Source organism: Brevibacillus choshinensis, assembly GCF_001420695.1.
GTDB classification, from domain to species: Bacteria; Bacillota; Bacilli; order Brevibacillales; family Brevibacillaceae; genus Brevibacillus; species Brevibacillus choshinensis.
On sequence record NZ_LJJB01000007.1, the window covers coordinates 1,350,027 to 1,373,925 of the forward strand.

A 23,899-nucleotide genomic window follows, 5' to 3' on the forward strand; every position below is an offset into this window, starting at 1 on the left:
AGGGCGAATGATGGCATTTTGCCTACGGAGATCGGGAATTGGCGAGCTATAACGGCAAGGCAGAGGCAATTTCTCAACAAATACGCTTTCAATTGTAATTATTATGCTCCGCAAAATAATAAGGAGTGAAGCAAAGTGACACAACTAGTTTTTGTAAACGCAAACAATATGACACTAGGTATCATGCTACTTTAGGAGCAAGGTGAAATCGAAATTGAAGATAAATTGAACAGTATTCTACCAGATTTCCCATACCTTGATAATAGAATGGAGGTTACAGGATGGGAGCCTATTCATTCAAACGCCTTATCCAGGGGTTGCTGCTCATAATAACTGTGAGCTACCTAGCATTTGCCTTATTGTATATCATGCCGGGAGATCCGATCGATATTCTTACGGGGGATCGTGTAGCGCCTGAGAAAAAGGCTGAATTACGAATCAGTTATGGCTTGGATAAACCAATGTATATTCAATATTATAATTGGCTGAAGAAGGTGGTTTCTGGCGATTTTGGCAATTCGATAAAGACAAAACAGCCAGTAGCGGAAGCCTTGAGTCAGCGTATTCCGTTGACATTAAAACTGATCGGTATTGCAACCGTCATTCAAGTTCTAATATCAATACCGTTGGGTTTAATAGCCGCATATAAGAAAGACTCATGGGTCGATCGTCTACTTATGACATTTGCAAGTTTTACTCAGGTTATTCCTAATTATTGGCTGGGGATACTACTTATTCTTTTGTTTTCAATAACACTAAAATGGCTGCCGATGAATGGCTATTCAAGTGTAAATCACTTTATCCTGCCTATTATATCCGTTGCATTCGGTGGGGCTGCAGGATTAATTCGATTAGCAAAAACAGAGGTTCTGGATGTTTTTCGTGAGAAATATGTACTGACAGCATATGCAAAAGGATTGTCTGACAAGGCTGTAATTCTTCGCCATGTACTCCGTAATTCATTGATCCTTATTGTTACTTTGGTTTTTATGAATATACCGTGGATCATTTCGGGGGCTGTAATAATCGAGAATGTATTTGTCATTCCGGGAATGGGCAGTTATTTGACAAACGCAATTACAAATCAGGATTTCCCGGTTGTTCAGGCTTGTGTATTGATCATTACCGTATTGACTGTTTTGTGCAATCTTGCAAGTGATCTGATTAACGGGATGTTGGATCCACGAATTCGTATGGAAATTTCGAGAGGTAACTGATATGGATAAGATAAAATTCTTAAAAAATAAAGCGAAATATTCTAATTTAATTATCGGTAGTAGTATGATTTTATTGCTTTTACTTGTAGCTATCTTTGCTAATGTTATAGCACCTTATCGATACGATGATTCAATGATGAACGAAAGGCTTCAAGAGCCAAGTATACATCATTTATTAGGTACCGATTTCTATGGGCGGGATGTATTCAGTCGTATTTTGTATGGAGCACGCATCGCATTGCAGATTGCGCTACAATCGGTCGGCATACAGCTTGTAATAGGCGTTACAATCGGTTTGTTGTGCGGCTATTTTGGAGGATGGATCGATCGCATTTTATCATTCATTATGGATATTACCTGGGCGATGCCGCCGCTTATTATAGCATTTGCGGTTGTTTCGGTACTTGGGCAAAGTCTTAACAATGCTATTATAGCGATCGCAGTAGTAAGCTGGGCTCAGTATGCCCGTATTGTACGTGCAAAGACAATGTCAATAAAAAACATGGCATTTTTGGAGACAGGCATTGCTTTTGGCGAGAGCACGCCAGCTCTACTTTTACGCTATATATTGCCAAACGTTGTTCCAGCTATGGTAGTGATTGCGTCAATATCAATACCAAGCGCTATAATGTCAACAACTGCCCTTAGCTTTCTTGGCTTAGGGGCTCAATCACCGTCACCAGATTGGGGACTTGCTTTAAGTGATAGTGTCCGGCATTTGACGATGGCACCATGGCTAGGCATAGCACCTGGTCTAGCACTTGTTTATACGACCCTTGGTTTTTCAATGCTTGGGGAAGGGCTGCGTGATCTGATTGACCCGCGTTTACGATCGCTATAAGGGGGCTTGCATACAAATGGAAACACTTTTGAAAATTAAAAATCTTAAAATAGACTATGCCGTACGTGGAGGTACGTTGTCTGCAGTAAATAATGTGAGTCTCGATATCAAACCAAAAGAAATTTTTGCGTTTCTCGGCGAATCAGGTTGCGGTAAATCGACTCTTTCATTAGCAATAATGCGTTTGCTTATGGATCGCAACACATCGGTTTCTGGAGAAATCGAATTCAAAGGAACAAACCTTTTAACACTTTCAAACCATGAGATGAATTCGGTGCGGGGACGACAAATCGGAATGATCTTCCAAAACCCACTTGATTCACTTAATCCGGTTTACCGCTCAGGCACACAGGTATATGAAGCCTTAACGCTTGACAAGGTTACTCGTCAGCAGGCATGGTCAAAAGTACTTCAGCTCTACCAAGATGTTAAGATTCCCGATGCTGAGCGCCGCATGAAAAGCTTTCCGAATGAGATGTCAGGAGGCATGCGTCAGAGAGTGATGATAGCAATGATGCTGTCACGCAACCCGGAACTATTAATAGCCGATGAACCCACAACGGCACTCGATGTAACTACCGAGGCTCAGATACTCAATATTATGCGCTCGCTACGAGATCAGTACGGTACGGCAATCCTTGTTATCACTCACAATTTAGGGATTGTCGCGGAAATCGCTGACCGTGTGGGAGTAATGTATGCTGGTGAACTTGTTGAAATGGGGGATGTCAACACTATATTTGAAAATCCTTTGCATCCTTATACGAAGGCATTAATGAAAGCACTACCACGTCAATCAAAGAACGTTGGCCGTATTTCAACGATTGAAGGTACTGTCCCACGCATAATCGGAGAATATAACGGTTGCCGGTTTGCAAATCGTTGCCCTTTTGCAGTAGATATCTGCGGTTCAAAGACACCGACTATGCGTGAAATTACTACCGGGCACTTTGTCAGCTGCCATAGAGAGGAAATACTATGAGCGAAGCAATGATTCATATTACAAACATAAAAAAACATTTTTATATCACAGATGGTTTCTTGTTTAACAAACGTAAAATTGCTATTAAAGCAGTTGACGATGTTAGTCTGACCGTTCAAAAGGGCGAAATTGTCGGTATTGTAGGCGAATCAGGTTCAGGAAAAACTACACTTGCTCGAATCATACTTGGACTAATCAAGCAAACAGATGGCTCTGTGACTATAAATGGTACGGATATGAATCGTATCGGCAGAAACGCATTAAAAAAAATGCGGCGTGATATTGCGGTAGTTTTTCAGGACCCGGCCTCTAATCTCAATCCTCGCATCACGGTTGAGGAATCTATTATGCGCCCAATGCGAATTTATGGTGTGCCGCTAAAGGAAGCGAAAACACGAGCCCGTGAAGTAATGGAGAAAGTAAAACTGGATGCTTGTTATCTGGAAAGCTACCCGCACCAGCTTTCCGGCGGGCAACTTCAGCGCATTGCAGTAGCACGCGCGTTGGCGGTTCGTCCCAAAATCATGATATTGGACGAGCCAACCAGCGCACTTGATATATCTGTTCAGGCTCAGGTACTCAACCTGTTGCTTGATTTGCAGGAGGAGTATGGATTGACCTATTTGGTTATCAGCCATGACCTCAATGTTATTCGCTATGTAAGCGATAAAATTGCCGTAATGTATCTAGGCAAAATTGTTGAATACGGGCCTGCCGAGGAAGTGTTTTTACATCCAAAACACCCTTATACTGTTGGACTCATGGCAGCAGTGCCCATTATGAATCCAAGGCTGCGGGGCAGAAAAGTACCTTTGCTGGGGGGAGAGACTGGAAGTCTTATTGATATCAAGCCTGGTTGCAGTTTGGTATCGCGATGCATTCATGTCACGGAGGCTTGCAGAAAAATCTCGCCTGCACTTATCGAAATCTCAAATGGCCATTTAGCTGCATGCCATTTATACAATGAAAAATAAAAGAAAGGGGGAAAACAAACAGCTTTTATTAAAATCTTGGAGAGGAGATAGCAAGGGTAGATTACAGATGAAACACTCAGTTTCCCAGCATAAAAAACGCATCTAACTCGTAAGACTAGTGAAATTTCGAAGGAGGCATGACGATGAAAAGTAAACATATTTTTAGTATGGTTTTGGTCCTTGTGTTAATTTTTAGTTTAGTTACTGGTTGCAATAAAGCTGACAATAATGATGAGCAAGAAAAGACAGCTGCAGTACCGCGGTCAATCGTGATTTCTTCTCCTGAATGGCAAGGTGCAGATACAGCTCAAATAACTGCAACTTATTCTTCTCAAAATTTAATTGCCGATCCACTGCTCAATTATGAAACGGATGGATCCCTGACCTCGAACGTTGCAAAATCTTATAATGTCAGTCCGGACGGCCTAACTGTTACGATTGAGATGCCTGATGACCTCAAGTTTCATGATGGTACATCTGTTACACCGAATGATGTGAAATTTTCTTTTGAATATTTTATAAAAGTAAGTCCCTTTGCTGATGATTTTGCAGCAGTCAAATCTGTCGAAGTCAGCGGTAATAATGTGATTGTTTCTCTAAGCACGCCTTCGACAACACTTTTGTTTAATCTAGGGTCGAACATCTTTCCTATTTTAAAAGAAGCTGATAGTAACGGCAAGACAAAGGAACAATTACTGTGGGGCACTACTGTTTATGGCGCATTCTATGTTGATGAATATGTCGCCGGTGATCACGTAACATTGAAGAAGAATCCTTATTATAAAACATACAATCAACATGTTATCAATAAAGGTGCAATGAATGTTGAAACAATCACTGTGCGTTTTATTAAAGACACGTTTGCAAATGTGCAAGGTATGTTATCTGGAGAAATTGCAAATGTGGAAGGACTCTCGGCCGACGTAAAGACTCAGTTGGCAGATAATCCGGATATCGTTACTGATTGGGAATCACAACCTAGTGTAGCACGCTTCGAAATGAATAACGATTTTGAGCTTTTCAAGGATCCCGATATCAGACTGGCAATGATGCTTTTGATTGACCGCGAAAAAACAAAAGTATATTCCAATGGAAACTACGAACCAGTTTATTCTTATAGTGTAAGCGGAATGACAGATTATAGTTCTTCGGCTGAAGAGTATTTTAAGGCAAAATACGTTAATGACGCCAAACGTGCTTTGCAGATTCTTTCGGACAAAGGCTGGAATGATAGCGATGGAGACGGTTTTTTGGATCGCAACGGCAAAAAGTTTGAATTTACTGTATCGCTCAACAATAATGCTATGAAAAATCTTGCTGAATGCCTCCAAATTGTATTTAAAGAAAAAGGCATAAAGATGAATCTCAACTATATGGATACTGGGGCATTTAGGAATTTGTTTAAAAGCGACACGCATGAAGCAGCTATCAGTTTGTTTCAATGGGGTGACACAGCAGGTACGCTTCCCTATATTGTAAAGGACAAGAACATATTTGACTCTAAAGCGTACGATGAAATTCTTCAAGAGGCTATCACTACGGCAGATAAAGAAAAGCGTATGGCAGGCTATACAAAGGCTCAACAGATGCTCATGGATTCAAGATGCAATCTTCCGCTTGTTCGTGTAAATTCGTTGCTTGTATACAATCAAAAGAGTTTACCTAATTTTAAAGTAATTAATAACATTCCATATTTTAACGACGTACGTTAGTGCTTGTCATACAAGAAGGATACTGTTGAATAGCTTATGAAAGTTGCTACGTGTATGGAACGACCCCCATTTTTACAATTCCACACGTCGATGAGTGAATCATTCATATGGAGGAGTAAATCATGCAAAATTCAATATACAAAATGATGCATAGCTATACGAAGGAAGCGTATGAACGTGGCTTTTTCAACGGGTGTATATTGCTTGCGCACAAGAATGACATCCTTTTTGAAACAGCACTTGGAATTGCCAATATGGCAAAAAAAACAGAACTTAATCTGGATAGCGTATTTGAACTAGCATCTGTGAGCAAGCAGTTTACAGCTTCTGCAATCATATTGCTTAACGATAAAGGGGTTCTTTCCTTAAACGATGACTTGGAAAAATATTTTCCCGGGATCCCGTATAAAGGACGAACAATAAAGAATCTACTTAACCACACTACAGGAATCCCTGACTACGAGAAGTGGGTAATCAAGCAAGCTGAGCAGACGGGAACAATACCCAAAAATGATGTTATCGAAAAATTTCTTATTGAATCCAATCTTCCAGAAGAATTTGCAGTAGGTACCAAATGGAGTTATTCAAATACAGGCTATGCTGCTTTGGCTTTGATAATAGAGAAGGCATCAGGCATGCCATTTGGTACTTTTTTAGAAAAAGAGTTTTTTCAACCGGCAAAAATGAGTAGCACCTGCGTCTACCACAGGCGTTTGAACGGAGATACCATTCCTAATTATGCGTACGGCTATATTTTCGAAAATGGTGAATATATACTGCCGGATGACTCACAGAGCAGCCAGTTTGTCATTCCCTTGGATGGGATTGAAGGAGATGGCATCGTCAACTCAAATCTCCATGACATGCTAAAGTGGAGTCTTGTATTGAAGGAAGGAAAGATTATCTCACATGCCAGCCAGCAGGAGATGTATACTCCAACATATGTAAATGGGGAATCGGTGCCCTACGGGTATGGTTGGAGGTTATTTAATAATGAAAAAGCTGGGTATGGTGTGCGTCATGCAGGCGGATGGCCGGGATATCACACTCATTTTATCCGTTATATTGACAAGGAAATGACTTTGGTTCTGTTGATGAATTTGAGTGGGGATATATGGGGGAGACGTACATTCCTTGAAGGCGTTGAGTCTATAGTTGAAGGTCGGATGCCACAACCAATAACACCAACCGATGAACTTATTGATCTAGATTTTGATAAGTCAAAATACCTGGCTCTGTGTGGGAACTATGAGGGGGACATTTCAGTAAGTTTGAAGGAAAACAGCTTATTTGCTTCTTTCAATACGAGGGAACAAACCGAGACACACGAAATTTTGCCTGCGAAATACGGACGGTTTATTACTCGCACAGGCTTTAGTTTTAAATTCGGGGGCTCAATGATTACTTTAACAAATGCTGGGGGAGGCGAGTCCAAACATAAAAAGATTGAGGATTAACTGACGCTTTATGTTGTCGAACATCACTTGCTGCTGGCGTTACGGTCCGGATATAACCAGCATTTTTCTATACTGGCCAAGGAGTCAGCTTTATCAGCAAGTATGCTGATGATAAGATTCATCGATACGTACCGGTGCACGTCACCAATCTCTTTCCGGACAACTTTGGCACGTTGGGTTGTAATAAAGGATAAGAACTACTACTTTGTCCGCAACGCAGAGGGAGAAGTCAAGCGTTTTGCCTTGTACGAAAGTGGAAGCCGTAAAAGCGAAATCAAAACACGGGAGGAAACAAGAATGAAAGTGTTTATTTCCTTGGACATGGAAGGGATTTCTGGCATTACGGAGTGGGAGGATACCATTCCGGGTCGTCGGCATTACGAGGCAGGACGTCGGCTGCTTACCCAAGACGTAAACGCCGCCATCGAAGGTGCACTGGAAGGAGGAGCTACACAGATTGTCGTCAATGAGTCACACGGCCCAATGAACAATTTGATCCTTGAGGATTTGCATCCACAGGCGGACGTCATCCGCGGGTTCTTCAAGCCACTGGGCATGATGCAAGGAATTGACAGCACGTACGACGCCGCCTTTTTTGTCGGGTATCACGGAATGGCAGGCGTGGGTGATGCAGTGCTCAATCATACGTATTCCAGCTTGGCAATCCACCGTTTAGTGCTGAATGGCAAAGAAGTGGGAGAGGCAGGATTAAATGCAGCTATTGCTGGAGCATTTGGCGTTCCAGTCGTACTGGTGACAGGCGACTCACAAACTGCGCAGGAAGTGGAAGAGGAAATACCGGGGGTCTTTACGGTTGCTGTGAAGACGGGCATTACCGGGCTCTCCTCCCAGGTGATTCACCCTGTCCGTGCACGCGAGATGATTCGCCAGCAAGCAAAAGAGGCACTGATCAACCTCAGCAAGGTACAGCCGCTTGTCCAGAAGGCAGAAAATACGCTCGAAGTGGAGTTCACCAAATCCCAGATTGCTACGGCGGTCAGCTGGATGCCCGAAGTCGAGCTCATAGAAGGACGTACGATTCGTTTCCAATCCCCGAATGTGGTCACCATGATGCCTGTACTGAAATCGATGCTGATGATTGCAGGCCAAGTGAATCGGATGGTTACAGGCTAATAGGCAACGAATCATGGAAAGGCAGTAGCAGAATCCAGACAAGGCAAGAAAATCTTGGCCTGCTACTGCCTTATTTGATTTCAAACAAGCCAGAAGTGCCCAACGCCTTTCCATGCAGCGCTTTTTGGAAGGCAAACCCTCGATATATATCAATCGCTTCAAGGTAAGACAGCTTGGCTTTTTCTTTTTGATTCAACTCGGCGTACAGCTCTCCTTGTTTGTAGTAAACCTCTCATCACGACATGTTCATCTTTTCCAGTTCTTCTAAACGGGCTAGAGCTCGTGCTTCAGTTGGCGTGGCCAACTAAACTGTGGGATACACAAGGATAGCTTGGTGAAGTTCACTGCGTTAGGTGTGACTACCCAAGAATCCCCTGACTTTAGGCATGAGAAATGTCAGAAGGATGGTTCACAGTAAATTAAACTGGTACTAGTAAAGCAAACCACCCATTTTCATCATTTGATTGTTCCACGTAGCAGCATGGGCGTCTAAAACATTATTTTCAGTGAACAGAAGCATTTTGTTTAGTAGCTTTGGTTGTACATGCTCTCCTTACCTGTGGATTTTTAGTTGGAAGCACTAACAAAGGTTTACTTGAAAAGGAGAATAAAATTCTGTATTATATGAAAAATAAATTTATTTATTCAATCACACTCAAATATTATTTCATGCAATCTGGCAAGCTGTCCAAGTGCCTATGTTAAGGGAGTAAAACGAGATAGAAGAACACAATAAATATTGAGATTCGTCATTTAACAACCATCTCAGAATTGGAACAAACAAGATGACTAGTTGGGAGGGTGAAGGTGGACAGAATAGACAATTCCTGTGAATCAGACATTAACTGCATTCAAAAATAGCTGCTTTACAGAAACGAATTTGATTAGTCAGCAAGTTCAAATAAAATAATAAAAAGGACATAGGGCAATGATGAATAAAACTGTTCTGATAGTTGAAGATGAACAAAAATTACGTGAAGTTATTACCCTATTCCTACATGGAGATGGATTGCAAGTGCTTGAGGCCGAAACCGGTGAACAAGCAATAAAGATCTTTTCTGAAAGCGCAGTCGATCTTGTTATTCTGGATATCATGTTGCCGAATATGAGCGGATTCGATGTTTGTGAGCGCATCCGGAAGAATTCAGATGTACCGATTCTTTTTCTAACAGCGCTCGGAGATGATGATTATTACACACTTGGATACCGTTTAGGTGCAGATGATTATATTGTCAAACCGTTTAAGGCTTCAATTCTCGCCCTTAAAGTTCGGCGTATTTTTGAAAGGCAGGCCAAAGCTGATCCTGTGAAGATAACAGCAAAAGGTATCGAACTGGACATAGATGGTTTTCGGTGTCTTATTGATGGGATGACTATCGAATTAACTCAAAAGGAATTTCATTTGCTGCAAATTTTAATGCTTAACGAGGGACGTACCATGACACGCGATTATCTTCTCAATACGGTCTGGGGTTACGACTTTTATAACGAGAGCCGTGTTGTCGATAATCATATAAAAAATATCCGACGAAAGCTTGGGACTTATTCAACATATATCAAAACAGTCATTTCTGTCGGGTACAAATACGAGAAAAACATATGAAAATCAAGAAATCAATAATGCTTCAAATATTCTTTACAATATTATCTATATTTTTACTTGTATTCGTTGTGCAATTTATATTTTTTGGAAAATATGTCACTTCCCTATATAGTAATTTTTTATTAAGAGATATCCGTGCAGAATTTCAAAGTGCGGTTGAACAATTCTCTAACAGCAAAAATGAGAATGCCAATTCTGTTTTAAGTACCTATGCTGTATCTTATGACGCACCTGTGCTTGCTTTTACCGAAGATTACAGCGTTATTGGGCAAGGGCTTTTCAACTACCTAAGCATTTTGACGGTTCGAGTACCCGAAGTTGGCATTTCTCGAATTCTTATTAGCGGTTTAAATGAACTGCGCAATATTAATTTAAATGATTTACTGACGATTGAAGCAGTACGTGTGGGTGAGAGCAATTACTTTGAACCATATTCGATCCGCTCTACGAACAAAATATATCTATATCGACAAACTGAGAGAACAACGAGCACGAAAACAATAACTGCAACCAGTAACTGGTATACCGAAAATGAAGCAAGTCTTTTAAACGACCGTGCACGAATCATCTATGATCTAATGAAAGATTGCCTGATTAATAGAAAAGATATCAAAACATATCTTGCTGCGATTACAAAAGAGCCGTTTACAGATAAGAGAGGAACATCGTACTATATCATTTCCGAAAGCAGAAGTATAAATGGAGTCGTGACTTATTTTGTAACTATCCGGCCTATTGTTGTATCCAAAAGTGAAGTGCGATATTTTAGCAATTATTTTTATACAGTTTATTGTATTCTTGGCATCCTTTTAATAGCGGCGGTATTTATTTTGTCCAGGAAGCTGAGTGCACCTATCGTTCGTCTTTCAAATGTAACCAGTAAGCTTGCTTCCAAGGATTTTTCAGTCAGGGCAAATGTCAACTTAGATAACGAAGTTGGACAACTTTCGGAAAGCATAAATGTGATGGCAGACAACCTTCAAGCAGCAATGGAAGAATTGCAGCAATCGGCTGAGATAGCAAAAGTAAACGAAAAACGTATGAAGCTGTTGCTTGCTGACCTGGCACATGAGTTTAAAACACCGCTTGGGATAATTTCACTTTATAGCGAAGTCATTGAAAACCGAATGTTTGAAAAGGAGCCTGCATACTATTTTGGAATTATTGAACACGAAATAGAAAATCTGACTCAGATGATTGACGAGACCATTCAGCTGTCAAAGCTGGAGGCAGGATACTGGGAGTACAAACCCGCAACGTTCTACATCAGTGACCTTATCGAAGGGGCACTTTCAAGGTTCTCTGAAAAGATTATGCGAGAAAACTTTACGTTGAAGGTTGATTTACTGGATGCGATGGTTTTTGCTGACGGGCGGCGAATTGAGCAAGTATTAACGAATTTGATTTCAAATGCCTTAAAATATTCCAGTGAGAAAAAAATTATTGAGGTGAGCGTTACAAGAGAGAATGAAAATGTGAAGGTCCGCATTTGCAACGATGGATATATTTCCGAGCAAGACATTAACCATATATGGGAGCGTTATTACCGGGCATCCGAAAAAACGACGGCACGCTTGCCAAGCGAGGGTATTGGACTTGAGATTGTGAAGCATATTTTGATTATGCATAATAGCAATTTTGAGGTACGGCAGGAAGATGATATGGTTTGTTTTTATTTTACAATTCCACTCGTTGATGTATGAATAACTCATGTGGATGTCATCCGAGAGCGGCTGCGGGCTGACAAGAGTACTCTGATCTTGTATCCTACGGAATTTGGAGACACGCACGTTTTGAATAAATGGCTGATAGGTGAGACAAGGCGTTTGATCCGATGTATTATATTATCATCGGTCTGATTTTACTTGGGAACGGTCTATCTTCATCGCCCAGCAACGCCCCTATGTCCGCGTGAGCCCACCAAAAATAAGTCATCTTAAAAACTACAGCCCAGGGTTTTAAAGCAACATATATTACTACAAGAGAATCTTTTGAAAGAGGTTCTTTGGACAGTGTTTACGCTATCCAATCTGATTCTGGAATAAAATAGAATGTGAGAGCAATAGACGGAAGAGCAATTAAAGAACTTGGTTGGTTTGACATATGGACAGTGGCTTTGTTCCTACTCGTGTTCTTGAGCGGGGGGAGGAAGGCAAAGGAGTTCCGTCAGACTAACAAACCATTGTAGGAAATGTTGTATTCCTAAAGTGTGTTCTTTTATAAGCATTCGATCACGTAAGATATACTCCGAATTCCCAACCAAGCTGTTCATATATGAAAAAATGTTTCTTGTTTCTATGAGTCCATCGATGAAAAATTTCGGTTGTATAATTTCATTTACGTGATGTATGTAAAACCTCTAAGAATTTAATGTTCTTAGAGGTTTCTTTCTTAATTTTTCCTAATGTAGTTAGTGTAATTAATAACCACACGGCTTGGTATATATGTCATGGGGAAGCAGAGAACTATTCCTTTATAGCTAGTCGATTGCTGAATCGAAACGGACATTCGGGCAGAGAAGCCAAAAACGTCAGTCAGCACGAAGCAGATGATCAGCAACAGGATTGAGCAAATATGGCGGAACCTCCTTTGTTTTATTTGGAAACATTTTGAAACTCAATGCTTTTTGTACAGGGAAAGGGGAGAACCTTGCACGAGTCCATGACGAAACACCCCTACAAATATCAGTAGGGGCGTTGATTCCTGTTGCATATCTCGATTGGATAGATTAGTGTTTCAAATGCAATACTTCTTCAGGGTTTGCGACCATTCGGCCATAGTATTGCTGGGAACGAAAGTTGTGTATCTCTTGACAGGCCTTTGCCATTTTTTCGAGGATGGTTTCCTGTGGTAAATCAGCATTGGGGCTCCAATAATAAATCTTCATTTCATAGTTCTCGCCATTTTCATCTTCCCAGCTGTATTCAATCCGGTCCGCTTTCACAAACCCGTTTTTTAGATAAAAATGGACTCTCTTTACCGTATCTTCATCTTGTCGATCAATGGGTTCTACTTCAAGAATGATGTCTTTTCCTTTTTCTTTGAGCTTATTGATTATTTTTGTTCCGATGCCTTGTCCCCGTGTAGCAGGATTAATCAAGAGATAATCGATGAAGATAAACGTGGGAAACTCAGCGTACAGCAATAAATAATCGTCCGTTTCCTCCTTGTGATAAGCGTCCTTTTCATTGATTAAAGCCTGTATTTGCCCTTCATTTTTCATTTCATATTCTGGAAAGTAATCATTTAAACGGTCATACCAGTCCATGAGCATTCCCCCACCTAATCACTCGTGATGACCTTCATAGGTTTTACAACATTGCCAAAAACCACTCAAGCATACTTGATCTTACGTAAAGGAGCGGGAACGACATTTTGAATGCTACTTGTGTAAAATATAATGAATTTGGCATCCCTCAGGATGTGTTGCGGGTGGAGTCAGCGCGAAAAGAACCCCCTGGAAATGGAGAACTCCTAGTTCGAATGATTGTGAATCCCATCAATCCCTCCGATTTGATCCCAATAACGGGAGCGTATGCTCATCGGATCGCACTTCCAGATATTCCGGGCTATGAGGGAGTCGGTATCGTGGAAGAAGTGGGACCATCCGTTTCTCGGGAGCTGATCGGTAAACGTGTACTCCCTTTACGAGGTGAAGGGACTTGGCAGGAGATTGTGAAGGCTCGGGCAGATTTGGTTATTCCCGTTCCCGATCATATAGGCGACTACAAGGCTGCTCAGTTATATATTAACCCCGTTACAGCATGGATTACGTGTACAGAAGTCTTGAGACTTCGACCAGACGATATTTTATTAATCAATGCAGGTGGTTCGGCGATTGGTCGCATTTTTGCGCAGTTGGCTAAGATTGTCGGGTATCGACTGATTGCGATTACAAGAGATGATTGGCATAGTCAACAGTTGCTTGAGTTGGGTGCTTCGTATGTCATCCATGGAAGTGAAAAGCAATTGCATGAGACCGTCATGGAGCTTACGTATGGTATGGGTGCGCATGCTGCCATTGATTCCGTAGGGGGCGTAGCTGGGACAGAATTGGCTTTTTCTGTTCGTCCAGGCGGTCATTTTCTAACAATCGGTCTTTTATCTGGACAACCTGTAGATTGGGCCAAGATTCATAAAGAAGCCCAAGTGAATGTAAAACTGTTTCATTTGCGGCATTGGAATCAGCAAATATCCGTTCAAGCCTGGCAAGAAACCTTTCGTCATTTGATATCCATGGTGGTGGACGGAAAATTAAGGCTGATAGAGCCAAAGGCTTGTTACAGCCTGAGGGAGGTCCATGAAGCTGTGCGGGTGGCAGCTTCTTCTGGGGGAAGGGATGGTAAAGTTTTTCTGGTAAATAGCAATTACTGATGTTGAGATTGAGAGCAGAGAATGGCGAAAAAGGCAGCGGCAGTCTTGGACTATTTTCTCGTCCGAAACGGCCACTGCCTTTCATCTTGTTCAAATGATTTACATTTTTTGTCGTGCCTGCTTGAGTGAGATGGAATTAGCGATCGACGTCCATACATCCGTCGACTCAGAGCCGACGTACCAGTAAGCCAGGCCCCCAATTTGCCAGTTCAGGCTGGTTTGAGCTTTCAGACCCAAGGAGCGGCTTTCTTCCAGCCAAATCGAGTGCGAAACACCTTGTTTTTTGAAGGTAGAGTGATATTGCCCGATAGAGCTGTCCCACTTTGTTGTCGCTTTGTACTGGGTAATCAATTGATATGACTCTGGAATACTGATATCGGTGGATTTCAATTGACCACTGGATTGGTACCAGTCGCGAGTATACAGTGGCATGCCTACAATCAGTTTTTGAGCAGGGATGTCGTCGAGAACGCCTTTGATCACGTTCTCAAACCATGGGAGTGACGCGACAGAGCCCGCTTTTGTTGCACCTGCCCAGTGCTCTTCATACGCCATCAATACGAGAAAGTCGGCATACGTCGCCAATTTCGTATAATCGAAAGGTTCACTCCAATCCGTACCGGTATCGGGAGGAACATCGACTGACAAAACGGCGCCCTTGGCGTCCAGAGCAGCGGCAAGTTCTTTAATAAAAACAGTGAAATTGTCCCGGTCTTCGGGATTGAATCCTTCGAAGTCCACGTTAATTCCGTCCAGCTGGTACTTATCGACGAACGAGATCAATTTTTGTATCACGGCTGTCCGTTTTGACTTGTCGGACAATAAGGCGTGTGTCGTAGCAGGATCAAATTGATTCCCGAACAATGGCCACACTTCTTTTCCGTTTTTCTGTGCCCATTTAACGAATGCAGCGTCAGAATAATCGCTTAACGACCCGTCTTTTTGCAAAAAGTACCAACGTGGAGAAAGGGTGTTGACTCCTGACTTTTGTGCTTGGGCAATAAATTCTTGCGTGGTGGACTGATACTGCCAGCCTAGCGAGACCAGTGGTTTTGCCGAAACAGTCTGTGCATTCAGTTCATCTAGAATGCGTTTTAAAATGACCGCAGTCTCTTCCCGCGAGAGGGCAGCAGCAGGGCGGAAATAGCCTTGATAGCCGACGAGCCAGTGCTTTTTCATGGCCGCATTAACAGACGATCTAGCCCAACTAGAGATGGCATTCGCATCTTTGACGGACGGATTGGCTGTCGAGGACAGTTTCAATCCCAAAGCTCGAACGAGGAAGGTAGCTGCTTCTTGACGAGAAATGGTCCGGTTTGGTGAGAAGGTGGTTGGACTAGTCCCGTTTGCCATATTGAGAGAGGCAGCCGCTTGTACGTACCCGTATGCCCAAGAAGATTTAGGAACATCCGAAAAGGAAGGTACGTTGCTTGCTACCGGTTTGATGCCCAGCGTACGGTCGAGCATAGACACAAATTCAGCTCGGGTGACAGGACTTTCCGGATGAAAATATCCGTTCTCATCTCCGGAGACGATGCCAGCGGATTGCAAGGTGCGAATCTGTTCTCGCGCATAACTGCTGGAAATATCGCGCAGGCTATTCGTTGACGCCGTAGAGGCCGGCACACCGATGCCCAGTGTGAAACAATACGTGAGAAAAACAAGTGAAACGAGCAGAATATGTAGGTGTCGTTTATTCATCATACATCCAGTATAAGGAGAGAGCCCCAATGTTTCATTGATCATTTATTGGCAGTGATTCGAGTGTTGACAACTGGGGCGAACTCTTTTGGAGACTCCGGGATATGTTATGATAGTACACGGAACGAAAGAAGAGAGAAGAAACGAGGCGGGAGAGTTATGGAAGACGTACTGATCGTGGGTGCAGGTCCTTGTGGGCTGGCAGCAGCGATAGCTTGCAAGAGAGCGGGTCTAAACCCGATTAACATAGAAAAAGGTTCGTTGGTCCACTCCATTTACAGATATCCTACGTACATGATTTTTCACAGTACGGCAGAGCTTTTGGAAATCGGAGGGATTCCTTTCACGACTCCTCATGAAAAACCGACACGCCAAGAGGCACTTCAGTACTATCGGTTGGTGGCGGAGCGAGAACAGCTCCGGATCAAAAGCTTTGAGACAGTGACTACAACGAAACAAACTGATAATGGCTTTCACGTTACGACAGCCGATCGCTTTGGAGAGACGCATACATACGATACAAAGAATCTCATTATTGCGACGGGCTATTTTGACAATCCAAATCGGCTGAATGTTTCGGGGGAGGACCTCCCGAAAGTATCTTCCTTTTACAAGGAGGCGCATCCCTATGCGGGACTGCGTGTAGCGATTGTAGGGGGTAATAACTCAGCTGTAGATGCTGCGATGGAGCTGGAGCGTGCAGGAGCAGAAGTGACAGTGATCTGTCGGCGAACAGAGTTGTCTGAAAAAGTAAAAGCATGGACGCGCCCCGTGTTCGAAAGCTTGATCAACAAAGGACGAATCCGCATGATGTTCGGCTCCGTGGTAGAGTCGATCCAGGAGCGGAGCATCCGGGTGAAAACGGGTGAAGAGATCGTTGAATTGGAAAACGACCAAGTCTTTGCTCTGATCGGATACCGCCCGGATCGATCTTTTTTACAATCCCTTGGGGTAGAGATCGATCCAGAGACGGGTACACCACAGCATCATCCAGAAACCAAGGAAACGAACGTGCCGGGTTTGTACATCGCAGGAGTGATTGCGGCGGGACATCGCGCGAATGCCATCTTTATCGAAAATGGCAGATTCCACGGCGAAGGAATCGCCCGCCACATCACGTCACGTTTGGCACGATAAATTACATGGTCCACTCCAGTTGCTTGCCACCGATCAAGTGGTAATGCAGGTGAAATACCGTTTGTTGGCCGTGTTTGCCAATATTCGTGATGACACGGAATCCGGGATCTTTTACTCCCATCGTTTCTGCTACCTTTTGCAGAGCGATGTGGAGATGACCGATCAATTCCTTGTCCTCTGGTTCAATTGCCAGTAGGGATTGAATGTGCTTTTTCGGGATCATCAGGACGTGTACAGGGGCAATCGGATTAATGTCATGAAAGGCTACGACATGCTCGTCCTCATACACTTTTTTCGAAGGCAATTCACCGTTTGCGATTTTGCAAAAAATGCAGTCCATCGTTCTCGACATCCTTTCCAATAGGGAAGTAATAGGGGTAAAGCCTACTTCGGCATGCAAGTAGGCTTTACCTTTCTTTGGTTGGATGATTTATCTGGCCAATTGTTTGTACATCCAAAAATACAGAAACAGAATGAGAATCGCAAAGAGAATGGCGTACGAAGGTGTACAAGAAGTGAGGACGAATGGTTGACCCATTCAACCTGTACATTATAATCCCGAAGGCTGAAAAAGAGTAGAAGGAAGTTTAATTACACTAAAAATAACTATTCGGATGCTATTTTAGACTCGTCCATAAAGAGCACATTCCACCGATGCCCATCCAAATCTGCGAATCCAGCGCCGTACATCCAGCCTTGATCCTGTGGCTTGGCATAAATGGTGCCCCCAGCAGTCACGACCTTGTCCAAAAGCGAATCTACGTCTTCTTTGCTTTGCGCATCAATGGAAATCAGTATTTGTGTAGCTTTGGTCGCATCTGGAATCTCATTTCTGGTAAATTGTGTAAACGTAGACTCAGGAAAAAGCATCACGACGAATTGTTTTTCTCCGATGAAGAGACTTGCCTGTTGATCGTTGTCGCCAAATCGAGGATTCAAGGAAAAGCCGATCTCGGTGAAAAATTGTTTGGATTTTTGGACATCCTTCACGGGTAGATTCAGCCAAATTTCTTTCGTCATTTGCTCATTCTCCTCATCCATTTCACTATAATCATTCTATTGAATTATATAGCAATTCGCTTTGATAATAAAAGAAAAAATGGTATACTTTCCCACTATTCAAGTTGTCTTCTAGTTGACTCTCCACTTAGGGGAGCCATTATCCTGTGTCTTGTGGAGGTGAGTAAGCATGCTGTATACGGTAAAAGAAGTGTCATCGTTGTCCAACGTCACTATTAAAACGTTGCATCATTACCACAAAATCGGACTTCTCTTGCCGCAGCAAATGAGTGAAGCGGGATACCGATTGTACGGAACGGCAGAATTGGAGCGACTGCAGCAAATCCTGTTTTACCGAGAGCTGGATTTCTCACTAGTGCAAATCAAGCAATTGCTGGACCGAGATGTGGAGCGATCCGGTATCTTGTCCGAACAAAGGATATTGCTAATGAAAAAAGCAGGTAGATTGGAAACGATCATGGAGACGTTGGAAAAATCAATTCGGGCGATGGAGGTAGGAGATTGTATGGAAAAGCAAGAGTTATTTACAGGCTTTGCAAATGAAAAAGAATGGGAGCAAGCGCTTCAGGAGCAAAAAGACTATTTGCGAGACACGTATCAGTTCGACCTGAATACGGATACGATGGATGTGCAGGAAATGAACGCGCAAGCCAAAGAGGCGGTTTCCTTCATGACAGATATGGCGAGTGCCCTGGTAGCTGGTATCAAACATACGGATGGGAGAGTGAGTATGCTCATCGACGAGCATCTCGCTTTTCTGAACCAGAATGGACATCCCGTTACCCCTCAGGACTTTGCCAATCAAGCGCGCTTTTTCCTACAGGACGATTTTCACCTCGGTATGCTCGAAGGCCAGCAGACAGGTTTGGCATACTATTTAACAGCAGCAGCGGAGGCATTCGCCGAGAGGTAAACGTCTCTAGCAAATAGAGCAAAAAGCCCAGGCCATGTGTTGCGGCTCGGGCTTTTTGCCATGGTTATCAAATTTCACCTTTCTTTTGAAAAGACCTTCTCCAAAAATTGCAGAACTTCTCTCCACGAGTGCTCACTCGCATAGGCATTGTTTTTGGCTGTACCGCCATTTAATTGGACTCGCGTCGTGGGAATATAGGGAAAGCGGATCGAGTGTCCCGTATCTTCATAACGCAGATGAACGACATCGTGAGCGAAGCCCTTTTCACGTAATCGAGAAACCATCTGATCGCAGTGCTCAGCTGCTGGCCACCAATGGTCGTCATCTGAAGACAACAGCATGATCGGTCCATTGATTCGTTCGATTGGAATGGTGGCTTCCTCTAGCCAATTACACGCTTTCCACGTTTCGGCATGGATGTGGTCGATTCGCTGTCCCGCTTGGAGAAGCGCATCGGCTTCATCGGACTGCGCTTCGGTCCAGTGAACATAAGGGAGAGGCTCTCCACGGAATGACCAGGAAGACTGCGGTGCAAATAGATCCGATCCAGCAATTTCGTTGCTGCTTCCGATACTTACGGTAGAGCTGGGACTGGAGGCGATGACTGCTCGTACTTCTGGATCCAATGCACCGATGACGAGGGCCAATTCAGCCCCTTTTGATCGTCCAAAGACGGTAATTTTTTCAGGATTCACCTGTGGCTGTTCCTTCAGCCAACGAATGGCATTCTGTATGTACTCCAGAGGAATTTGGCGGATATCGTCCGGGAGATCATCGCACTGAAAATAAGCGAGTGCCAGGGAAGGGTAGCCGTGGGACGCAAACAAAGCAGCAAATTGCGAGCAAGAGCCAATTCCACCTTCACTTCCTCCCAAGACGAGAATAGCTGGACGCTGCTCCGCTTGAGGATCATAAAAGTATTGGCCGACGAGACCGTTGTCACGGATTTTCTTGATCGAGACTTCAGGAGAGACAAAGATACGGGTGATAGAGGCCCTTGCAACAGGCTTCTCGTGTACCTCAGCGGTTAAATGAATCTCTGTGGAGCGCGGAGCAAATTCAAAGGTATCGAGTGAATAAGGACTGAAAAAACGCTGGGTCTGTACATGCATAGACCAAAACAATCCCATAGGATCAATTCCTTCATAGGTGCCGAAAAGAGGGGCTTGGGATACGAGATCGACATTGCCTTCGTCATCCGCTTGGAAAATGGCGTGAGAAGAGGCAGTCAGTTCTCCACCTGGCAAACCATCAGTCAGGGTAGCATGGAGGGTGATCAATTGATGCGGAATAAAGCCGCTCAACGTAATGTGGACTGGAACGTCTAGTAAGGCAGTTGATGGGGTGACATCAATCTGTGGTTGCATCATGACAGACAAACACTCCCTTATTCAAAATATGGGAATCAGGAACAAGACCATTATAGTAGAGTTTAAAAAAGCACAGGGAATGAAGTTGTGACAGTTCCTGAAACTTAACAGTACCTGCAACTTGACTTCCTATAAAAGGTGTAACTATAATCATTACAACGAAAGGGTGACCCTTATGAAAATCAGTAGCCGTTTTTCCGTCGCTGTCCACATCTTGTCGCTTCTTTCCATTGATTCGACTTCACATAATACTTCGGAATGGATCGCGGGCAGTGTCAATACCAATCCTGTGATTATCCGCCGTGTTTTGGGGCAATTAAAGAAAGCAGGACTGGCAAATGTCCGTTCAGGGACAGGTGGAGCTAATCTCGCGAAAGATCTGAAGGAAATTACTTTGCTCGATGTCTACCGTGCAGTGGATGTAGTGGAGGAGGGCCATCTCTTTCACATTCATGAGCAACCCAACCCCCAATGCCCAGTAGGTGCCAATATTCAATTTGTACTGGAGCTGATCTTGACACGCGCACAAAACGCAATGGAAGAGATTCTTGGCAACGTAACCATGGAGCATCTCGTTACGGATCTGAGGCATCAGATTGCAGCAAATGAATAACGATCTGTCAGCTACCCCTGACCGTGGGAGGGATCCCCTGTGTCGTGTCGTATGATATAGAGGAGTGAAACCTACGTATCGGGGGGCGGATATGAGTGACATTGCCTAACATGATTCAACCGATCAACACCTATCTTCGTCCGATTGACACCTTGGAGGATGCCGCACGCGTCATGCTAGAGACGCGTCTAGATGTCCTGCCTGTAGGTGATGACCAGGGACGGCTGGTAGGTGTTTTTTCGCGAAGCTCTCTGTACCGCATGATCTTGGAAAAATTGCCATCACATACGTCAATAACTGCATTTGTAAAAACAGAGGCGGTCACGACACAGCTCGAGAGACTGGATCACATCACGTTCGAGGAGCTGGAGCAAGTCATTCAGAACAGCCAGGTCGGCTCCAGCATTATCATTGACCGAGAGCGGAGAATTATAGGCATTCTCACCAAATCAAAAGTGGTAAATGCATTAGTAGAGTCAAAGAATGATTTGAGAGAGCAATTGGAAGCGATCCTGCAATCAGCCACACCCGTAGAGGAAAGCGTGGTTCGCATTCATGATAAATCAGTATCCAAACCTTACCATCAAGCGACGTATCACTGGGAACATATCCTCACGCGAGATAAGTCTATGAAACTGCTGATCTCTTCGGCACAAAAGGCAGCACGAAGAATTACGTCCGTCCTCTTACGGGGGGAGAGCGGTACGGGTAAAGAGCTGTTTGCGCATGCATTACACAATGCAAGCAAGCGTTCTTCAGGCCCGTTTGTGACGATCAACTGCGCCTCCGTGCCAGAACATTTACTCGAAGCAGAGTTTTTTGGATATGAGAATGGCGCCTTTACGGGAGCGGATCGGTCAGGTCGTATGGGGAAGCTGGAGCTAGCACATGGAGGGACGCTCTTTCTCGATGAGATAGGGGATATGGCGCTGCATCTTCAAGCCAAGCTCTTGCGAGTAATTGAAGGAAAGGAGTTTTATCGCGTCGGTGGGACAAAGCCGATTCAGGTAGACGTTCGGATTGTTTCTGCGACGAATGCTCCTCTCGAGCAAATGATTGTGCAGAAAACCTTTCGCGAAGAACTCTATTATCGACTCCATGTGATTACGCTATCTATTCCGCCTCTACGTGCTCGTCCAAACGATATCCTGTTGTTAGCGAATACCTTTATCAAGCAATTGAATCCGGTCTTAGAAACAGCGGTGACAGGAATCGAGGAATCGGTGCAAAAGGTTCTTTATCATTACGAGTGGCCAGGAAATATTCGACAGCTGCGTAATGCTATCGAGCGAGGCATGATCATGGCGGAGAAGGGAAAAATCTCGTTTGCCGATCTCCCGGGTGAATTGTTGGGAAAGGCGACAGAAATCCATGGAAAAACGATCGTGCAGGCTGCCGAAAAGACAGAAATCGAGCGTGCGCTTCGCGAGACTTATGGAAACAAAGTGAAAGCGGCACGCCTTTTAGGGATCAGCAGGTCTGTTCTTTACGAAAAATTGAAAAAATTCCAGATGTAGATCTGTCCGGTATGCCGGACAGTTTTTTTATTTTGTTTACACCTACGGACAGTGAGAAGGTCGCTGTTCCTTCATTTAGGGGTTTTTTTTGCATTGGCAACGAAATTGCAATACCTAGCAAAGGTAGACATAGAAATAAGCGTGAGGAAAAGGGAGGATGATGAGAGTGGCACGTGAGGTCGTGATTGTTGAAGCGGTACGTACGCCAATCGGCAAGAGGAACGGATTATTGAGCGGAACACGTCCCGATGAATTGGCAGCAGAGGTCTTGCGTGAGGTGGTGAATCGTGCGGGAATTCAGGCTGAGCTGGTGGAGGACGTGATCCTCGGTTGCGTATCGCAAGTATCGGAACAAGCAGGAGATATTGCCCGTATCGCAGCTTTGATCGCTGGGTTTCCCATTGAAGTACCAGGGACGACGATCGACCGACAATGTGGTTCCAGTCAACAAGCTGTTCATTTCGCGGCACAGGCGATTTTGAGCGGGGATATGGACGTAGTGATCGCAGGCGGGGTCGAGAGCATGAGCCGTGTCCCAATGGGTTCTACCAGCCAGGGGGCAAAACGAAGTGAAAAGCTGACCGCCCAATACGAGCTGATCAATCAGGGGTTATCAGCAGAGCGAATCTCCGAAAAGTGGGGTTTCTCACGTACGCAACTGGATGAGTATTCGGCAGAAAGCCATCTGCGAGCGCTCCGGGCACAAGAAGAAGGACGCTTTGAGAGAGAAATCTTGCCGCTCACCGTGACACTGCCTGATGGGACACAGACACGGATGACCCAGGATGAAGGACCGCGTAAAGGCTCGACAGTAGAAAAGCTGGGGACGCTCAAGCCGTCTTTTCAGGAGGATGGACGGATCCACGCGGGGAACGCGAGCCAAATCAGCGATGGGGCGGCTGCGATCTTGCTCATGTCGCGGGAAAAGGCAGAGAGTCTGGGACTCAAACCTCGCGCTAGGGTAGTAGCACGCTCAGTGGTGGGATCTGACCCGACTTTGATGCTGACAGGTCCCATTGCCGCAACGCAAAAAGTATTGAAAAAAGCAGGTCTGACGATAGAAGACATGGATCTGTACGAGGTCAACGAGGCATTTGCTCCGGTTCCACTCTGCTGGATGGTCGATATGGAGGCGGACCCGAGCAAGCTCAATACGAACGGAGGAGCGATTGCGCTCGGACATCCGCTTGGAGCTAGCGGAGCACGTGTCATGGTGACACTGCTGCACGAGCTGGAGCGCACGGGCAAACGCTACGGATTGCAAGCTATCTGCGAAGGTATGGGGATGGCGAATGCCACCATCATCGAGCGGTTGGACTAGAGGAGGAAGCAGC

The 23,899-nt window shown here is 44.2% G+C and carries 21 protein-coding genes; 15 read left to right on the forward strand and 6 right to left on the reverse strand.

What is annotated here, in order from left to right; translation table 11 throughout:
* The first annotated feature begins 281 nt into the window (after positions 1 to 281).
* From AN963_RS06575 to AN963_RS06605, 7 genes are all read left to right on the forward strand, one after another.
* On the forward strand, positions 282 to 1,217 hold the full coding sequence (locus AN963_RS06575) for an ABC transporter permease (protein WP_055743712.1): 936 nt from the start codon (positions 282 to 284) through the stop codon (positions 1,215 to 1,217).
* A 1-nt stretch (position 1,218) separates the two neighbouring features.
* Positions 1,219 to 2,058 (forward strand): ABC transporter permease, encoded by an 840-nt coding sequence (locus AN963_RS06580; RefSeq protein ID WP_055743713.1) that lies wholly within the window; start codon positions 1,219 to 1,221, stop codon positions 2,056 to 2,058.
* A gap of 16 nt (positions 2,059 to 2,074) precedes the next feature.
* On the forward strand, positions 2,075 to 3,040 hold the full coding sequence (locus tag AN963_RS06585) for an ABC transporter ATP-binding protein (protein ID WP_055743714.1): 966 nt from the start codon (positions 2,075 to 2,077) through the stop codon (positions 3,038 to 3,040).
* On the forward strand, positions 3,037 to 4,014 hold the full coding sequence (locus tag AN963_RS06590; RefSeq protein ID WP_055743715.1) for an ABC transporter ATP-binding protein: 978 nt from the start codon (positions 3,037 to 3,039) through the stop codon (positions 4,012 to 4,014). The genes AN963_RS06585 and AN963_RS06590 overlap by 4 nt, the downstream gene beginning before the upstream one ends.
* A 143-nt stretch (positions 4,015 to 4,157) precedes the next feature.
* Positions 4,158 to 5,726, forward strand: a complete 1,569-nt coding sequence (locus AN963_RS06595; protein ID WP_055743716.1) for an ABC transporter substrate-binding protein — start codon at positions 4,158 to 4,160, stop codon at positions 5,724 to 5,726.
* A gap of 122 nt (positions 5,727 to 5,848) precedes the next feature.
* Entirely contained in the window at positions 5,849 to 7,183 is a 1,335-nt protein-coding gene (locus AN963_RS06600; protein ID WP_055743717.1) for a serine hydrolase domain-containing protein, read from the forward strand.
* Positions 7,184 to 7,480: 297 nt separating this feature from the next.
* Positions 7,481 to 8,317, forward strand: a complete 837-nt coding sequence (locus tag AN963_RS06605) for a M55 family metallopeptidase (RefSeq protein WP_055743718.1) — start codon at positions 7,481 to 7,483, stop codon at positions 8,315 to 8,317.
* 70 nt (positions 8,318 to 8,387) lie between these two features.
* Here the strand turns inward: AN963_RS06605 and AN963_RS32225 are convergent, their stop codons facing one another.
* Positions 8,388 to 8,513 carry a hypothetical protein gene (locus AN963_RS32225; RefSeq protein WP_269084379.1) on the reverse strand — a complete coding sequence of 42 codons (126 nt, stop codon included), beginning with the start codon at positions 8,511 to 8,513 and terminating at the stop codon, positions 8,388 to 8,390.
* A 732-nt stretch (positions 8,514 to 9,245) separates the two neighbouring features.
* Between AN963_RS32225 and AN963_RS06610 the strand changes: the two genes are divergently transcribed.
* Together AN963_RS06610 and AN963_RS06615 are read left to right on the forward strand one after the other, a co-directional pair.
* Positions 9,246 to 9,920 carry a response regulator transcription factor gene (locus tag AN963_RS06610; protein WP_055743719.1) on the forward strand — a complete coding sequence of 225 codons (675 nt, stop codon included), beginning with the start codon at positions 9,246 to 9,248 and terminating at the stop codon, positions 9,918 to 9,920.
* Positions 9,917 to 11,623, forward strand: coding sequence for a sensor histidine kinase (locus AN963_RS06615; protein ID WP_055743720.1), 1,707 nt, complete (start codon positions 9,917 to 9,919; stop codon positions 11,621 to 11,623). The genes AN963_RS06610 and AN963_RS06615 overlap by 4 nt, the downstream gene beginning before the upstream one ends.
* Positions 11,624 to 12,648: 1,025 nt before the next feature.
* On the opposite strand, the gene AN963_RS06620 is transcribed toward AN963_RS06615, so the two are convergent.
* The gene (locus AN963_RS06620; protein WP_055743721.1) at positions 12,649 to 13,188 is read right to left on the reverse strand and encodes a GNAT family N-acetyltransferase; all 540 of its coding nucleotides are present in this window, start codon (positions 13,186 to 13,188) and stop codon (positions 12,649 to 12,651) included.
* 104 nt (positions 13,189 to 13,292) lie between these two features.
* On the opposite strand from AN963_RS06620, the gene AN963_RS06625 reads away from it, so the two are divergent.
* Complete coding sequence (locus AN963_RS06625) at positions 13,293 to 14,294, forward strand: zinc-dependent alcohol dehydrogenase family protein (protein ID WP_083496796.1); 1,002 nt, start codon at positions 13,293 to 13,295, stop codon at positions 14,292 to 14,294.
* 99 nt (positions 14,295 to 14,393) lie between these two features.
* Here the strand turns inward: AN963_RS06625 and AN963_RS06630 are convergent, their stop codons facing one another.
* On the reverse strand, positions 14,394 to 15,998 hold the full coding sequence (locus tag AN963_RS06630) for an S-layer homology domain-containing protein (RefSeq protein WP_236707879.1): 1,605 nt from the start codon (positions 15,996 to 15,998) through the stop codon (positions 14,394 to 14,396).
* A gap of 156 nt (positions 15,999 to 16,154) precedes the next feature.
* Here AN963_RS06630 and AN963_RS06635 point away from each other — a divergent pair, with 156 nt between their 5' ends.
* Positions 16,155 to 17,132, forward strand: a complete 978-nt coding sequence (locus tag AN963_RS06635; protein WP_055743723.1) for a YpdA family putative bacillithiol disulfide reductase — start codon at positions 16,155 to 16,157, stop codon at positions 17,130 to 17,132.
* 1 nt (position 17,133) lies between these two features.
* Here AN963_RS06635 and AN963_RS06640 read toward each other — a convergent pair whose 3' ends face one another.
* Positions 17,134 to 17,472 carry a histidine triad nucleotide-binding protein gene (locus tag AN963_RS06640; RefSeq protein WP_055743724.1) on the reverse strand — a complete coding sequence of 113 codons (339 nt, stop codon included), beginning with the start codon at positions 17,470 to 17,472 and terminating at the stop codon, positions 17,134 to 17,136.
* A 266-nt stretch (positions 17,473 to 17,738) separates the two neighbouring features.
* On the reverse strand, positions 17,739 to 18,152 hold the full coding sequence (locus AN963_RS06645) for a VOC family protein (protein WP_055743725.1): 414 nt from the start codon (positions 18,150 to 18,152) through the stop codon (positions 17,739 to 17,741).
* A gap of 169 nt (positions 18,153 to 18,321) precedes the next feature.
* Between AN963_RS06645 and AN963_RS06650 the strand changes: the two genes are divergently transcribed.
* Positions 18,322 to 19,065: a MerR family transcriptional regulator gene (locus AN963_RS06650; RefSeq protein ID WP_055743726.1), complete on the forward strand. Its 744-nt coding sequence runs from the start codon at positions 18,322 to 18,324 to the stop codon at positions 19,063 to 19,065.
* Positions 19,066 to 19,139: 74 nt separating this feature from the next.
* Here the strand turns inward: AN963_RS06650 and AN963_RS06655 are convergent, their stop codons facing one another.
* Entirely contained in the window at positions 19,140 to 20,435 is a 1,296-nt protein-coding gene (locus AN963_RS06655; RefSeq protein WP_055743727.1) for an acyl-CoA thioesterase/bile acid-CoA:amino acid N-acyltransferase family protein, read from the reverse strand.
* A 175-nt stretch (positions 20,436 to 20,610) separates the two neighbouring features.
* Here AN963_RS06655 and AN963_RS06660 point away from each other — a divergent pair, with 175 nt between their 5' ends.
* From AN963_RS06660 to AN963_RS06670, 3 genes are all read left to right on the forward strand, one after another.
* The gene (locus AN963_RS06660; RefSeq protein ID WP_055743728.1) at positions 20,611 to 21,048 is read left to right on the forward strand and encodes an Rrf2 family transcriptional regulator; all 438 of its coding nucleotides are present in this window, start codon (positions 20,611 to 20,613) and stop codon (positions 21,046 to 21,048) included.
* A 95-nt stretch (positions 21,049 to 21,143) separates the two neighbouring features.
* On the forward strand, positions 21,144 to 22,565 hold the full coding sequence (locus AN963_RS06665; protein ID WP_055743729.1) for a sigma 54-interacting transcriptional regulator: 1,422 nt from the start codon (positions 21,144 to 21,146) through the stop codon (positions 22,563 to 22,565).
* A gap of 166 nt (positions 22,566 to 22,731) precedes the next feature.
* Positions 22,732 to 23,886, forward strand: coding sequence for a thiolase family protein (locus AN963_RS06670; RefSeq protein ID WP_236707880.1), 1,155 nt, complete (start codon positions 22,732 to 22,734; stop codon positions 23,884 to 23,886).
* Positions 23,887 to 23,899 lie beyond the last annotated feature (13 nt).